13 protein-coding genes are annotated in these 14291 nt (G+C 40.3%); 3 read left to right on the plus strand and 10 right to left on the minus strand.

The annotated features are described in order from the left end of the window. Positions 1–31 precede the first annotated feature (31 nt). Genes BMX50_RS00295 through BMX50_RS00305 form a run of 3 tightly spaced genes read right to left on the minus strand, consistent with a single transcriptional unit; the run spans position 32 to position 3274 of the window. Positions 32–685, minus strand: coding sequence for a carbohydrate-binding protein (locus tag BMX50_RS00295; protein ID WP_208864614.1), 654 nt, complete (start codon positions 683–685; stop codon positions 32–34). A gap of 22 nt (positions 686–707) precedes the next feature. Beyond that, positions 708–2612: an OmpA family protein gene (locus BMX50_RS00300; RefSeq protein WP_167667769.1), complete on the minus strand. Its 1905-nt coding sequence runs from the start codon at positions 2610–2612 to the stop codon at positions 708–710. A 38-nt stretch (positions 2613–2650) separates the two neighbouring features. After that, positions 2651–3274, minus strand: coding sequence for a 7-carboxy-7-deazaguanine synthase QueE (locus BMX50_RS00305; RefSeq protein ID WP_091206038.1), 624 nt, complete (start codon positions 3272–3274; stop codon positions 2651–2653). Positions 3275–3569: 295 nt separating this feature from the next. Between BMX50_RS00305 and BMX50_RS00310 the strand changes: the two genes are divergently transcribed. Together BMX50_RS00310 and BMX50_RS00315 are read left to right on the plus strand one after the other, a co-directional pair. Continuing rightward, positions 3570–4334 carry a hypothetical protein gene (locus tag BMX50_RS00310; protein WP_091206041.1) on the plus strand — a complete coding sequence of 255 codons (765 nt, stop codon included), beginning with the start codon at positions 3570–3572 and terminating at the stop codon, positions 4332–4334. Between the two features lie 24 nt (positions 4335–4358). Further along, positions 4359–4697 carry a Rieske (2Fe-2S) protein gene (locus BMX50_RS00315; protein WP_091206044.1) on the plus strand — a complete coding sequence of 113 codons (339 nt, stop codon included), beginning with the start codon at positions 4359–4361 and terminating at the stop codon, positions 4695–4697. Between the two features lie 63 nt (positions 4698–4760). Here the strand turns inward: BMX50_RS00315 and BMX50_RS00320 are convergent, their stop codons facing one another. The 4 genes from BMX50_RS00320 to BMX50_RS00340 form a co-directional block, all read right to left on the minus strand. Beyond that, positions 4761–5642, minus strand: a complete 882-nt coding sequence (locus BMX50_RS00320) for a bifunctional 5,10-methylenetetrahydrofolate dehydrogenase/5,10-methenyltetrahydrofolate cyclohydrolase (RefSeq protein WP_091206048.1) — start codon at positions 5640–5642, stop codon at positions 4761–4763. 385 nt (positions 5643–6027) lie between these two features. Beyond that, positions 6028–7815 (minus strand): translation elongation factor 4, encoded by a 1788-nt coding sequence (gene lepA / locus BMX50_RS00330; protein ID WP_091206052.1) that lies wholly within the window; start codon positions 7813–7815, stop codon positions 6028–6030. 74 nt (positions 7816–7889) lie between these two features. Beyond that, positions 7890–8648 (minus strand): CPBP family intramembrane glutamic endopeptidase, encoded by a 759-nt coding sequence (locus BMX50_RS00335; RefSeq protein WP_394332287.1) that lies wholly within the window; start codon positions 8646–8648, stop codon positions 7890–7892. Positions 8649–8652: 4 nt separating this feature from the next. Further along, a complete protein-coding gene (locus BMX50_RS00340) occupies positions 8653–9195 on the minus strand; it encodes a zinc ribbon domain-containing protein (protein WP_091206055.1) in 543 nt (180 codons plus the stop codon). A gap of 113 nt (positions 9196–9308) precedes the next feature. Between BMX50_RS00340 and BMX50_RS00345 the strand changes: the two genes are divergently transcribed. Next, positions 9309–10184, plus strand: coding sequence for a fructosamine kinase family protein (locus BMX50_RS00345; protein ID WP_091206060.1), 876 nt, complete (start codon positions 9309–9311; stop codon positions 10182–10184). On the opposite strand, the gene BMX50_RS00350 is transcribed toward BMX50_RS00345, so the two are convergent. The 3 genes from BMX50_RS00350 to BMX50_RS00360 form a co-directional block, all read right to left on the minus strand. After that, a complete protein-coding gene (locus BMX50_RS00350) occupies positions 10181–11815 on the minus strand; it encodes a hypothetical protein (RefSeq protein WP_143065051.1) in 1635 nt (544 codons plus the stop codon). The genes BMX50_RS00345 and BMX50_RS00350 overlap by 4 nt on opposite strands. A 441-nt stretch (positions 11816–12256) precedes the next feature. Continuing rightward, complete coding sequence (locus BMX50_RS00355) at positions 12257–12724, minus strand: hypothetical protein (protein ID WP_143065052.1); 468 nt, start codon at positions 12722–12724, stop codon at positions 12257–12259. 97 nt (positions 12725–12821) lie between these two features. Next, positions 12822–14207 carry a sigma-54-dependent transcriptional regulator gene (locus BMX50_RS00360; RefSeq protein ID WP_091206068.1) on the minus strand — a complete coding sequence of 462 codons (1386 nt, stop codon included), beginning with the start codon at positions 14205–14207 and terminating at the stop codon, positions 12822–12824. Between the last annotated feature and the right edge of the window lie 84 nt (positions 14208–14291).

Raw genomic sequence — 14291 nt, forward strand, 5'->3', positions numbered from 1 at the left:
AAAGCCTTTAGATTAAATTCTGAAGGCTTTTTTATTTGATAGCCTTTCCGAAATTTAAATAATCGAGGTTCATGTTGCCGTTGGTAACTATGTGCAACGTAAGCAGGTGAATTCCCTTTTTTAGCGTTATTGAACCAATTGAGTCGGATGCATTCCAATGATGCCATTGCCGCCATGCGACAGTATCACGATCATCATGTGTTGAAGCTATCCTGAGTAGACCTGTGGCATCTTTACCGTCAATATCAAGCGAGATGCTTCCATCGCCATTAGATGTATATAAAACCCCAACAGGATAGGTGCCGGTTTTAGTTACTTTAACAGTATAGTTGATCCATTCGTCTGGCTTTGTCCAGCCAACGTATAATTTATTAAGATCCCGGGGAACTCTGTTGTAGGCGTTGTTATCAATATTCCCTGTTTTAGTATAAGAAATATCAACACCCTCGTTCATCCTGAACTCATTTAAAAAAGTGCCATTGGCAGGGTTAAGTTTCCCGCTTCCATTGTTTACGATATCAGTGTCGTGGTAGGCTATTCCTTCACCTCCTTCATCATAATATTCACATTCCAGCCTGCCCGGAAGCTGCTGCATCTTCCCATGCCATGGTTTGCCGGTATTTTTATAAATAAAGGCCGATAGTATTAATGCTGTCGCTGTTAAAACTAAAAGGTTTCTTTTCATTCTTACTTACATCATCAAATGCTTACTTAGTAATGATCATGAACTCTGTTCGTCTGTTTTTAGCCCTGTCATCTTCGGTTGTATTTGGTGCTATGGGTTGTGTTTCGGCATATCCCTTGTAAACGAGTCGCGCGGGCGCTATACCATTTGATACAAGATATTGATAAACAGATTTCGCCCTGTTTTCAGATAGCGTTTGATTGTTTTGGTGATTGCCTACATTGTCGGTATGCCCTGACACTTCAATACGTACACCTGGGTTTACCACTAAAAACTCAATAAGCTTAAGAAGTTCGGCTTTTGATTCTTTTTCAAGATCAAACTTATTGGTATCAAAGAAAATATTCTTGAGTATCACCTTATTTCCAACTTCAATAGGTGATAACAAAGCCACAATATTAAATGGGTTTTTAGTTTTATGATTTTTAAGCGAAAAGTTTTCGGAATAAAACAGATATCCACCTTTTGAGATATTAAGCGCATAGTTTTTGCCCGAAGTTAAGGTGGCTAAAAAGTCGCCCTGCTCTTCGTCGCTGTAATCCTGGTAAACCGGCAAATTACTTTCAAGGTCAATAATTTCTATGGCGGCTTCCAAAGGTTGTTTGGTCTTTACATCTTTCACAAAACCTTTAACATAAGTTACTAAGTGAGGCCGTAGTTTTACCGGAAGTTCAAATTTGTAGATATCATAACCACCAAAACCATTTAAGTTATTTGACGAAAAGAAAGCATAGTCACCGGCGGCGGTTAATGATAAGCCTCCTTCATCACCGCTGGTATTAATAGGATACCCAAGGTTTTCGGGTTTTTGCCACTTTCCATCCTGGCCTAAGCGACTAACAAACAAATCTTTACTTCCCAAACCAGGCCATCCGTCACTGCTGAAATAAAGCGTACTATCGTCCGGATGTATAAATGGCGATTGTTCGTTATAAGGAGTGTTAATATTAGGGCCAAGATTTTCGGGCTCGCCCCAACCCTTTTCGCCTAATGTGCTTTTCCAGATGTCATAACCGCCGTAGCCTCCTTTACGGTTACTTACAAAATAAAGCGTCCGTCCGTCGAAGTTTATAGAAGGCTGAGACTCCCAGCCGGAAGTATTTACAGGAGGGTTAAGATCTACTGGTTTTACCCAATCTTTACCTTTTTTTTGAGCTATATAGATGTCGCACCGGCCTAATCCATCCGGACGGTTACAGCCGGTAAAAAAAAGATATTTACCATCCTGAGATATGGATTGTGCACCTTCGTTGTATTTTTCAGTATTAATTTGGTTGCTTAGATAAGTGGCGGTAGTCCATTTAACGTTTACCATTTCGCTTTTATAAAAATCTTCATTGTTGTTGATCTTTCGGGTAAAAATCAGCGTGCTTTCGTCGGCAGTGGCAACGGGCAGGTATTCATCGTTAGCGGTATTTATTTCGGGCCCGATATTTATAGGTTTAAATGGTACTGGGTGTGCCATAGCCTGTATGCTGAATTTAGCATCGGCGAGCATTTTTTTTGCGTAAGTGATGTTGTCAGAGCTGAGGTCGGGATAGGTAAGATATTTTTCAAGATGCTGTTGGGCCAGTGTATAGTTTCCATCGTGAATTTCCATTTCGCCAGCTTTAAGATATACACCACGATTGAATTCAGGGCTTAATGCAATTACTTTTCCATACTCTTCTACGGCTGGTTTATACATCCGTTTCATCCGGTATAAATCGGCAAGCAATAAATGGGCTTCTATGAATTTAGGATCTTGGCCAATAGCCTTTAATGAGTTTTGAATGGCTTCATCATAAAGATGCTGATCAAGGTTTTGATAAGCAGAACCAAAAAATTTCACAGCTTCTTTATTGGATGACGAATATCGGGCAGGCTGCTGGGCACAAAGCAAAGCAGGTACACACAATGCAAGCACCAAAAATACTGCAATCTTCATTTTTAACTTAGGATAATTAATATCGTAAGTTAAAAAAATTATGGAATATTCAGATACTTATGTGTTTGCAATGAAATTTCCCATTGAGGGTTTTCTTTCACATAATCAACAATAAGAGGTGTCATTTCTTTTGATTTTGACCATTCGGGCTGCAAATAAAGCTTACAGTCGGGCGATACCATTTTGGCATGGTATTCGGCCCATTCAAAATCAGATTTGTTGAATACAATAACTTTTAACTCATGAGCACTTTCGGCCACGTTTGGCGTTGGTGCTTTGAATTTCTTAGGCGAAAGACAGATCCAATCCCAATCGCCCGAAAGCGGGTAAGCACCTGAGGTTTCGATAAAAGTTTTGATTCCTTTTTCGTGGAGTTGGTGGGTTAAATAGTCAAGATTGTATATAAGAGGCTCGCCACCGGTTACTACAACTGCTTTTGCCGGATGAAGGGCGGCGTTGCTCACAATGGTGTCGGCGGCAGTAAGTGCATGCAACTCGGCGTCCCAGCTTTCCTTAACATCGCACCAGTGGCAACCTACATCGCAGCCACCGAGACGAATAAAATATGCGGCTTTACCCGTGTTATATCCCTCGCCCTGTATCGTATAAAACTCTTCCATTAAAGGAAGCAGCGTGCCATCGTCTGGTATTTGGTGTGCCATAGTTATTTAAGGGTGCAAAGGTACTGAAAGATAGGCGAAAGCTAAAAGGTGAAAGCTAAAAGGTTACACTAATATGGAAGTATCTTTATAAGGCGAAAAGTAAAAAGCCAAAGGTTTTGCCTTTCATCAACTATCCACTACGTTATAGGTGGCGCTGTAAACCACCTTTTGTCTTTTATCCCTTTTTTATTTTCATTTATAATTGTTATAATTACTTTAATTTTAAGATAACCAATTAACTCCTTTTTCGTAAAATGCAATAACTGTATCGTTAACGCTTAATTTATATCCGGGTATGAAAAAACTTTACCTTCCTTTATTTTTACTGGTAGTGCTTTGTTTTAGTTCATGTGTGGATATTGAAGAGCATTACGATTTTAAAAGCGATGGAACTTGTAAAGTTGCCTATGCTTTTGATATGAGTAAGGCGGTATCGGTGTTGGTTAATCTCATGTCTGATTCAGTTAAAGAGACCCCACAATTTAGTTTGGTTAAGGATACAACACTTAACTTTTATAGCGCAATACCCGACAGCGCCCAACAGAAACTGAAAGCTGAGGAAATTGAAATGGCCAAAAGCAGTGAGCTAACTGTTAATATGAACCTTAAAAAGAGTGTTATGAAAGTAACACTTAATCATACAGCAAAAAACGCAGCAGACCTGCAATATTATTTGCAAAATGTATCAAAAATTGCACTTAATACCCAGATAAGCGCCATAACTACTACCGATAAAACAAATAAGCCATTTGATGCACGGCAAATGGTAGGAGGGCAGGACTATTACTCGTATGATATAACTCCTCATAAATTTTACCGTATTATTGACAAGGCTAAATTTAACGCCTTTTTAAAGAAAACCCAGGCCACCTTCATGATGGCTAAAGCTATGCTGATTGATATGCCCTATAAGGTAATTTTAAAGTTTGCCCATCCAGTAAAGAAGATCAATAATTCAAAGGCTATGCTTTCGGCCGACAGGAGGGAAGTTACGCTTGTTACCAGTATGGATGAGGTAATTAAAAATCCGAATGTGATGAATTTGAAGATCGATTTTTGAGCAGGGGTTTGCTATTAATTAATTATGACCTGGTATAAAGTCGACTCTCTATCCGATATTTCCATCCCATTTATTAAAAAGGTTAAGGCCGGCAGCAAAAGTATTTGCCTGGTGAATTTTGAGGCTAAGCTTTACGCGGTATCGGCTAAATGCCCGCATGCCGGAGCGGATATGAGTGAGGGACTATGCGTAAGAAAGCTCATCGTTTGTCCGTATCACCGGTATACTTATGATCTTGAAACAGGAAAAGGTGGCGAAGGGCAAAATGATTTTATTGAAACTTACCCCGTTGAAATAAAGGAAGATGGAGTTTACGTTGGTGTCGCCTCCATTTGGGATAAATTGAAAAATGGTTTTAAGTGAGTAGTTGATTAAGTGAATGGAAAAAGAAAAGCCATTCACCTAATCAACTTAATAAACCACTCGCTATTTATAAACCTCTTTATTAGCCGAGGCCAATGTGTTTTTAAGCAAACCAACAATAGTCATGAGACCTACACCGCCCGGTACCGGGGTAATCCATGATGATTTTGGTGCAACGTTTTCAAAATCAACGTCGCCATACAGCTTGAAGCCAGATTTTGTTGTAGTTGAAGTTTCGCGATTCATACCTACGTCAACTATAACAACGCCATCTTTTACCATATCGGCCGTAATAAAATTCTTTTTGCCGATGGCAACGATCAGGATATCCGCATCAAGTGTGAACTTTTTGATATCAGGTGTACGACTGTGGCAAATGGTTACCGTACAGTTGCCTGGGGTGGTGTTGCGAGCCATCAGGATGCTCATTGGCGAACCAACAATATTGCTGCGACCAACAACCACGCAATGTTTACCGGCGGTTTCAATGCCGTATTCCTTAAGCATTAATGTAATGCCATAAGGAGTTGCCGGTATAAACGACGGTAAATTACGCTGCATACGGCCCAGATTAACCGGGTGAAAGCCATCAACATCTTTGCGATGGTCGATACGCTCGGTTACTTTTTCAGGATCGATATGTTTTGGTAACGGAAGCTGTACTATGATGCCGTCAATGTCAGCATCAGCATTCAGTTCTTCTACCTTTTTCAATAATTCTTCTTCGGTAACGTCATCTTCATAACGTACCAGCGATGATTTGAAGCCAACTTTTTCGCAATTTTTCATTTTGCTGGCTACGTAGGTTTCGCTACCACCATCATGACCAACCAGTACTGCAACCAAATGTGGTTTGCGACCAGTTTTTTCTAATATTTTAGCTGCTTCTTCAGCTATTTCAACCTTAAGTTTTTCTGAAACGTATTTTCCGTCTAAAAGCTGCATTATTAAATGTGTTTAACGAAGTGATCAGGCAACGGCGGCAAACTTAAATTTACCGGCTCTGATTTTACTCGTACTTTTATAAAAGGCCTGTTGTCCAGGGATAATTTTAATCCGTGATTTTGATTGATCTTGCTAATGATACTTTCAATAGTTTCCGTTTTATTGTTCAGCAGCATTTCAAATATAATTTTATTTGAATCTACATCTTTATTGAAAGCATCAATATAATATTTCGGTTCGCCGGCATCGTACACAATCCATTTGCCATAAACAAAGTCTCCTAAATGAATATGTTTAACAAATCCGGTTGCTGTAAAATATGTAACTAACCTGTACAGAATATATCAATTTACTCACCCCGCTTCCGTTCAAAGGAATTAAGGGATTAATCCAACTTCAAAACTGCCATGAATGCCGACTGTGGTATCTCTACGTTACCAACCTGGCGCATGCGTTTTTTACCTTGTTTCTGTTTCTCTAACAGTTTACGTTTACGGGAGATATCACCACCGTAACATTTGGCAGTTACATCTTTACGTAAGGCTTTCACCGTTTCGCGGGCTATGATCTTGGCACCGATAGATGCCTGGATAATGATCTCGAACTGTTGACGTGGTAAAAGCTCTTTTAATTTCTCGCAGATCTTTTTACCAAAATCATAAGAGTTGCCCCGGAAAATAAGAGACGAAAGTGCGTCAACAGGCTCACTGTTTAAGCGGATATCGAGCTTAACCAAATCTGACTGGCGATAACCTATCTGGTGATAATCAAACGAAGCATAACCTTTTGAAATAGTTTTCAGCTTATCGTAAAAGTCAAATACAATCTCGCCCATTGGCATTTCGAAGATCAGCTCAACGCGCTCAGATGTAAGATATGACTGATTGGTAATAGTACCACGCTTTTGAATACAAAGCGACATTACCGGGCCAACAAATTCAGATTTTGTGATGATGGTTGCCTTGATGTAAGGTTCTTCCACAAAATCAATTTTTGATGGGTCGGGCAAATCTGACGGGTTATTTACCGTAAACGAGTCGCCTTTTGTAGTATGGGCCAGGTACGATACGTTGGGAACGGTGGTGATCACCGTCATGTTAAACTCACGCTCCAAGCGTTCCTGGATAATCTCCATGTGCAGCATCCCAAGGAAACCGCAACGAAAACCGAAGCCCAGTGCTGCCGATGATTCAGGTTCAAAAACCAGCGATGCATCATTCAGCTGTAATTTTGCCATTGATTCGCGGAGTTCTTCGTAATCCTCAGTATCAACAGGGTAAATGCCTGCAAATACCATTGGCTTTACCTCTTCGAAACCTTGTATTCCTTCTTCGCAAGGGCGGTCAACCTGGGTGATGGTATCACCAACCTTAACTTCTTTTGCTTCTTTAATACCTGATATGATATAACCTACGTCACCGGTTTTGATCACGTCTTTAGCTAATGGGCGTAATTTAAGCGTACCAACCTCATCGGCAAGGTATTGCTTTTCGGTAGCTACGAATTTTACTTTATCGCCTTTGCGAATCTCGCCGTTAACAACTTTAAAATAAGCTATGATACCACGGAACGAGTTGAATACCGAATCAAATATCAAGGCCTGTAGCGGTGCTTTAGGATCACCTACCGGAGCAGGTACACGCTCAACAATTGCACGAAGAATATCATGTACTCCCATACCTGTTTTGCCCGATGCAGCAAGGATTTCCTCGCGTTTGCAACCAATCAGGTCAACTATCTGGTCTTTTACTTCCTCCGGCATAGCGCCCGGTAGGTCCATTTTATTCAGGATAGGGATAATCTCCAGGTCGTTCTCTAAAGCGAGGTACAGGTTTGAGATTGTTTGTGCCTGAATGCCCTGTGCAGCGTCAACTATCAATAATGCGCCTTCGCAAGCCGCAATTGAACGTGATACTTCATATGAAAAATCCACGTGTCCGGGCGTGTCAATCAGGTTGAGCACATATTTTTGCCCATCAAGCTCATAATCCATTTGTATGGCATGGCTTTTAATGGTGATACCGCGCTCGCGCTCTAAATCCATATCGTCAAGCAATTGTGCCTGCGATTCGCGCTGGGTAATAGTGTTGGTATACTCTAATAACCTATCGGCAAGTGTACTCTTACCGTGGTCGATGTGTGCTATGATACAAAAATTACGAATGTGCTCCATTGAACCGCAAAAATAGCTTTTTAGGATGATAATTTGGTATTGAGTTTTTTAATTGGCTTTTTATTTCTTTAACACTATAGTAACTCAAATAAACAAGCGGTTAAATTAAAGCAAAAATGAAAGAATACGCCATACCAGATAGTGTTTTCCTTTACCCTAACATAGCCAAGAAACAAAGCGAATGGGATTAACCAGAACAGGGAAATGAAGCTGAGGTGAATAATAGCAAACAAGAAAGCTGAAATAAAAATTGCCTGCCCGGTATCGGCAATATTTAATAACGATTGTAGCAAATATCCCCTAAAGCCAAGTTCTTCAAACAAAGCCGGAGTTATAGCCGTGAAAAATATAATTAAATAGGCAGCATAGGGCATACCGGCAAAAATGGAATAATAGTAATAGTCGCGCGAGAAGATGACTATATTGATCCAGTTTGCAATGTAATGGATTAGCAGATTGCTGGCCATGGCTATTGCTCCATACGCTGCTAATTTTTGCCACGAAAACGATGGCCAGCGGAGTACTTTTTTATAATCATTCCAGTTATAGGCAAAAAACAATACTGCGGTTCCGGCACCTATAATTTCAACAACCAGGAACCAGCCAACCGTTTTAAAGTAATCAACGAATGATGATAATGCGCATACCAGGATGTAAATACCATAGAACAAGGCTGCCTGCTTAAGCAATTGCCAGTTATGAGCAGTTTCATCGATTGCTTTATGCTCTTGCCGGTACCCGCAATTACTGCAAAACCTAACGTTAGCGGCGTTTGAGACACCGCATTGCATGCAGTGCCTTGCTTCGGTTTCTTGTTGTTGTTCGGACAGCAAAGGACTAAGCTATATGTTTTTCTTTCCTGATTTTTTCGATTTCCATTGCCGATTTGATGCCTTTGATCATGTAACCAATGATCACGATTTTTATAATAATGCCCTTGGCGATTGATATTGGCTCAACTATGGCGTTTAATACCTGCACAATCACATACAGGGACAAGCCTGATATAATACAGGCTAAGGGTTTCTTTTTGCTATAAGCGCCCAAAACCAAAAATATAGCTGCCATTATTAAATCGGTAATGACTACAGTTACCACATCTTCATCATCTTTATGTATGAAAAAATATACAAGGCCGCTCAAAATAAAAATGCCTGCAAGGTAATATAATGTGTTGCTCGCCTGTCTGAGTGTTTTATTATAGGTAAAAATATCTATTTCTTCAACCTGCCGTTCAGAAATAAATATGTTTTGTTCGGCTTCAGTTCCCTTTAACGGATAGCCACATTGAGTACAAAAAGTATCTTCGGGTTTTGCTTGCGTGTTGCAGTGTGCACAGTTTTCCGTTAATTGAACGGCTGCAGGAATTTGATTTTCCATTTAATTTTGTGATAAGGACATAAATATTACACGAATATAATTATTGAAATTTAATTGTGTAATAAAACAAATAATTTAGCCTGGGCAGATTTGATGATTCTGTTATCGCCGCTATGTTTAAAAACTTTATCTCCGATATTTTATTAAATCATATTCAAAGCAAACTTAATATTAGCGTCATTAATGTTGATGCAGTGAGCGGTGGCGATATAAACAATGTTTACCGTTTGCAGTGCGATGACTACAGTTATCTATTAAAAGTAAATGACAGGTATAAATACCCCGATATGTTTGCGAAAGAGCAGCAGGGATTGGATGCCATTCGTGAAACTAACGCAATTGCAGTTCCTGAGGTTGTTTTGCAGGGAGAGTTTGGCAATGAGAGCTATCTTATATTAGAATGGATAAATGTTGGTTCGGCTAATATGCTTGCCTCTTCTAAGTTAGGGATGCAGCTTACACATTTGCATAAAAGTACCAACCCCAGGTTTGGTTTTTATACTAATAACTATACGGGGTCGCTAATTCAAACTAATAATTGGTATACCACTTGGAGCGATTTTTTTATTGAGCAGCGATTGCAGCCAATGGTTAAGATGGCGGCAGATAAGAATGAACTTACCAGGAACGACGTTCACCAGTTTGATCAGCTCTATAAAAAGCTCCCAGGTTTATTTACCGAAGAGCCGCCTGCATTGCTTCACGGTGATCTTTGGGGAGGCAATTATTTGATTGATACAGATGGAAAACCTTATCTGATCGATCCGGCGGTTAGCTATGGAAACAGGGAGTTTGATATAGCAATGACTACACTTTTTGGCGGTTTTGATCGTGCTTTTTATGAGGCTTACAATAACGAATTCCCTTTACAGCATGGCTGGCAACAACGGCTTAAGCTTTGGAATTTATATCCCTTGCTGATTCATGTAAACCTGTTTGGCGGTATGTACGCCAAACAGGTTGGAGAAAATCTTTCGTTATTTATTTAGTTTGTGCCTTGTACGAAGGTTGGTGTTTCGGATACATTTACGGTTAATTTCCCATCTACCGTATTAACCTGGGTTGTAACTACAGCATCTGCGCCTGTTTTTAAAGTATAAATGTTGGCTTTGGGAGTACCAAGGTCAAGGGTATAGGTACCAGTACGTGCCCTAAAGTCGGGAATTGTTAGGGCATACATGATTTGCGAACCAGATAAATATTTATCAACCAATGGATCGGCATTAATGGTTCCTGCATAAGTATAACTTCCCATTAATTTTGATGTTTGCAGTATAAAGTCGGCTGCTGGTCTGCGCTTTCCATTTTCGGCCAGGCCCGATGTTGCATATTGAACATCAACATTTGGGGTATCATCAAACAGCTGGTAGTAAAATACACGCTGAATGCCATGCCTGATGTAAAGTAAGGAGGTCCTCAAAATCCAGTCGGCCTGTGTATCCTTTGGTAATTTATCGCCCACATATAGGGCTTTCTGATAGCTGCCCTGGTTTATATCATAGCCGGATTCGGTTACCCACACCGGAATTGGTTTAGCTAAAGAGTTTGCATATTGAACAAATGAGTCGGCAATTTGGCCTGCCATAGAAAGTTCAGGAGGAAGACCTATGGTGGCAGATTCATGAGTTAAAATATTGCCATTATTGTTATAGTAGTGATAATTGATGATGTCAAAACAAAGGTCAACACTACCATCTGCACGGTAACCACGATTAGTACGGCACCACTCTACCATCTTCTTTACAAAATCCACATTGGCTGTAGCTAATCCGCCCATGACAACTTTCATGTTTGGATCAGCATTTTTTACACCAGCATTCTTGCCTAATTTTCCTTTGTCGCCATCATAGAAGGCCGACATGTTGGCGGCATATTCTTCGGCGGTTTGTTGTGTTGCTGGGCCTTTCCACCATTTATCACGCTCATTATCACATTCAACGTACGATACAACGCTCATGCCTACCTTTACCTGGTTTGGCGGATCGTTAGTCCAGCGGACACTTGAGTCAACTTTTACCAGCGATCTGTCAATATTTGCATTGTAACCATAGCGGGCGGCAAACTGAAATGCCATATGTGCCTGGTCAATATAACTTGCCGGATCGGCTTTGCTTAAACCATAAAGGAGAGGCGCATTTTCGAGGTCCTGCATATCATTAGGATAGGTATTTACCAGCCATGGCGGACAGTTCTTTATATCTGCCAAAATCAAAATCCCATCCTGTTTGCAACGGGTATAGATAAGGTCATAATCCCAGCTGCCTTCATGTGTAGGGCTGAAAGTATAATTGCCTTTTGTACTCTCCATCCGTGCCCATCCAAGATAGTGCCTTACGCCGCTGAATGATTTGATTAGCGACATATTGGTTTCATAGATTGTACTTTTTAGATTAGGATTAGCAGGATCCTGCAGGAAGTTCCACTCATAAGCATTAATGCCAAACATATCTTTCAACTGAACGCCAACACCGCTGTATGAGCTTAGCTTTAGATTAGCTCCGGCTGAGATTTTCCCAGAGTTTTTTTCGGGTGAAATAATTTTTTCCGGACGGCATCTGCCAAATAAAAAGGTAGAGAATAAAATGACTGTCAGGATTTTACTTTGAAATAGGATTTGCATGCCCCGTTGCGATTTTGTGCTCATAAGCTACAATTAATAAAGATTAATAAAAAAACATATTTAATGTTTTCAGAGGCAGCGGAAACCGCATAACTATCCCATGAACCTTTCGGAGTTATTTTTTTATTTAAAGTTTCAGGAATATGAGTAGTAGTGTAGTTATGTGTGTTTTAACGTATAGTTTAGGCTTGGGGTTACGTTACTCTTTAAAGTTTTATAAATAATGTATAATTAATTTATTTTTAGATAGTTATGGTATTTTCCATGGCGCTTTTGAAGGTGAGTGAACGGATCGGTTAAAAGTTATATAACTTTTATTTAATATATAGAATAACGATTTTATGGTTTGATGTAAGAGTTGGCCGGGATGTAAATAAAAAAATCCCGAGCCAAATGGACCGGGACTTTTATATATTATTGAGTTATTTTATATCATAAAATTTATTTCACCTTTACATAGGTTTCAATAATTTCATGATCAACTTTTAGGCTATCTATCTTTTCGATGCCTTTTTGTACCAATGTATCATTGCTTACCGTGAGTTTAAATTTGAAATCCCGGTTTTCCCAATCGCGGGCATCGCAATAAGCCAGGTGCTCGGTATAATCATCACCGGATAGGGTATAGGTGCCGGCACCCGACGAATAAACCGGTTTGGCAGTTTTGCCGTGTACCAGGTCATGTGTAAAAAAGGCAAAGTTAGTGGCGTTAAACATCTTAAACATTTCCTGATCTTTTGGAGGGGTAGTTACAGCAGTATCGCCTTTAGTGATGCTTTTGCTTGATATCAGGTGCCAGGTTCCGTCAAGTTTGCCGGCAGGTTGTACCGTTTCTGTAGTTTGTTTTTGCGGATTGCTGCATGAGGCAAGCGCAAGCAATAAAAAAGATGCTAAGTAATAGGTTCTCATGGTGTTAATAAAGGTTATTGATATACAATAATAGCATAAAAAAAGCATCGGCTATCACATTTGCCGATGCTTTTTTAAATAATTTCAAAAGTTTATGTTACTCGCCGCGCTTTAGGCCAAACTTTTCAATTTTGCTGTATAGGTGACTGCGTTGGATATCGATATCATCAGCAGTTTTTGAAACGTTCCAGTTGTTTTTTTCCAGCTTGAATTTGATGTATTCGCGCTCTGCAAAGTCTTTATATTCCTGAAAGTTATTGAACTGGTCAAAGTCTGTTTGCGGGGCAGGAGCGGCTGTGCTACCAGCACCAACTGCAGCCGGTGCAGATGGGTTTGCAAATGCCCTCACATCATTATCCGTAATAACTTTATCGCTCAGGATAATCAAACGCTCAACCATGTTGCGCAGTTCGCGGATATTTCCGGTCCAGGGCAGGGCTTTAAGTGCATCTAATGCAGCATCTGATATCTTTTTAACCGGCATGCCGTATTCGTTGCAAATTTCATCTAAAAAGCTTTGAGTTAGCAACGTGATATCGTCTTTACGTTCAATAAGCGGTGGTACATGGATCAATATTACGCTTAAACGATGGTACAAGTCCATACGGAAATTACCTGCCTCAATTTCTTTAAGCAAATCCTTATTGGTTGCCGCTACCACACGTACATCAACATCAATTTCCTTTTCGCCGCCTACGCGGGTTATTTTATTTTCCTGCAGCGCGCGTAAAACCTTAGCTTGCGCCGACTGGCTCATATCACCAATCTCATCTAAAAAAAGCGTGCCGCCATTTGCCGATTCAAATTTGCCAATGCGTTGTTTAATTGCCGATGTAAACGAACCTTTTTCGTGACCGAATAATTCGCTTTCTATCAATTCAGATGGAATAGCCGCGCAGTTAACCTCAATAATAGGCGCACCTGAGCGATTTGATTTTTCGTGCAGCCAGCGTGCAACCAGTTCTTTACCGCTACCGTTGGCTCCTGTAACCAATACACGGGCGTCGGTAGGGGCTACACGGTCGATAGTTTCTTTGATCTTGACAATAGCCTGCGATTCGCCTAATATAGGGCGTACCTTTGATACTTTACGTTTAAGTACCTTGGCTTCAACAACCAGGCTACCTCTGTCAAGTGCGTTGCGAACGGTGATCAGCAGGCGGTTTAGGTCGGGCGGTTTGGAGATAAAGTCAAATGCCCCTTTTTTACTGGCTTCCACAGCGGTTTCAACTGTACCGTGGCCTGATATCATTATAAATGGAAGATCGGGTTTAATGGCGAGGCCTTCGGTAAGTACCTCCATACCATCCATGCGGTTCATTTTAATGTCGCACAGTACCAGATCATAGTCTTTTTTTTCAATCAACTGAAGACCGTCAACGCCGTTATCTACGTCTTCAACCTCGTAATCCTCGTATTCTAAAATCTCGCGAAGCGTATTACGTATTGACCGCTCATCATCAATTATTAAAATTTTAGCCATGTTTTATAATTATGTACCGATAGTAATTGTTATTTGCTAATATATGGGTTTGTATAGAAAAACAAACACTTTTAATGTGCTATA

Origin of the sequence: Mucilaginibacter gossypiicola (assembly GCF_900110105.1) — a bacterium.
GTDB lineage: Bacteria > Bacteroidota > Bacteroidia > Sphingobacteriales > Sphingobacteriaceae > Mucilaginibacter > Mucilaginibacter gossypiicola.

What these genes read in the sequence shown, in the direction of transcription:
- BMX50_RS00310 (WP_091206041.1), top strand. Translation starts at nt 3,570, where the DNA reads ATGAAAAAACTTTACCTTCCTTTATTTTTACTGGTAGTGCTTTGTTTT.
- BMX50_RS00305 (WP_091206038.1), bottom strand. Translation starts at nt 3,274, where the DNA reads ATGGCACACCAAATACCAGACGATGGCACGCTGCTTCCTTTAATGGAA.
- lepA (WP_091206052.1), bottom strand. Translation starts at nt 7,815, where the DNA reads ATGGAGCACATTCGTAATTTTTGTATCATAGCACACATCGACCACGGT.
- BMX50_RS00295 (WP_208864614.1), bottom strand. Translation starts at nt 685, where the DNA reads ATGAAAAGAAACCTTTTAGTTTTAACAGCGACAGCATTAATACTATCG.
- BMX50_RS00340 (WP_091206055.1), bottom strand. Translation starts at nt 9,195, where the DNA reads ATGGAAAATCAAATTCCTGCAGCCGTTCAATTAACGGAAAACTGTGCA.
- BMX50_RS00300 (WP_167667769.1), bottom strand. Translation starts at nt 2,612, where the DNA reads ATGAAGATTGCAGTATTTTTGGTGCTTGCATTGTGTGTACCTGCTTTG.
- BMX50_RS00315 (WP_091206044.1), top strand. Translation starts at nt 4,359, where the DNA reads ATGACCTGGTATAAAGTCGACTCTCTATCCGATATTTCCATCCCATTT.
- BMX50_RS00355 (WP_143065052.1), bottom strand. Translation starts at nt 12,724, where the DNA reads ATGAGAACCTATTACTTAGCATCTTTTTTATTGCTTGCGCTTGCCTCA.
- BMX50_RS00345 (WP_091206060.1), top strand. Translation starts at nt 9,309, where the DNA reads ATGTTTAAAAACTTTATCTCCGATATTTTATTAAATCATATTCAAAGC.
- BMX50_RS00320 (WP_091206048.1), bottom strand. Translation starts at nt 5,642, where the DNA reads ATGCAGCTTTTAGACGGAAAATACGTTTCAGAAAAACTTAAGGTTGAA.
- BMX50_RS00350 (WP_143065051.1), bottom strand. Translation starts at nt 11,815, where the DNA reads ATGCAAATCCTATTTCAAAGTAAAATCCTGACAGTCATTTTATTCTCT.
- BMX50_RS00360 (WP_091206068.1), bottom strand. Translation starts at nt 14,207, where the DNA reads ATGGCTAAAATTTTAATAATTGATGATGAGCGGTCAATACGTAATACG.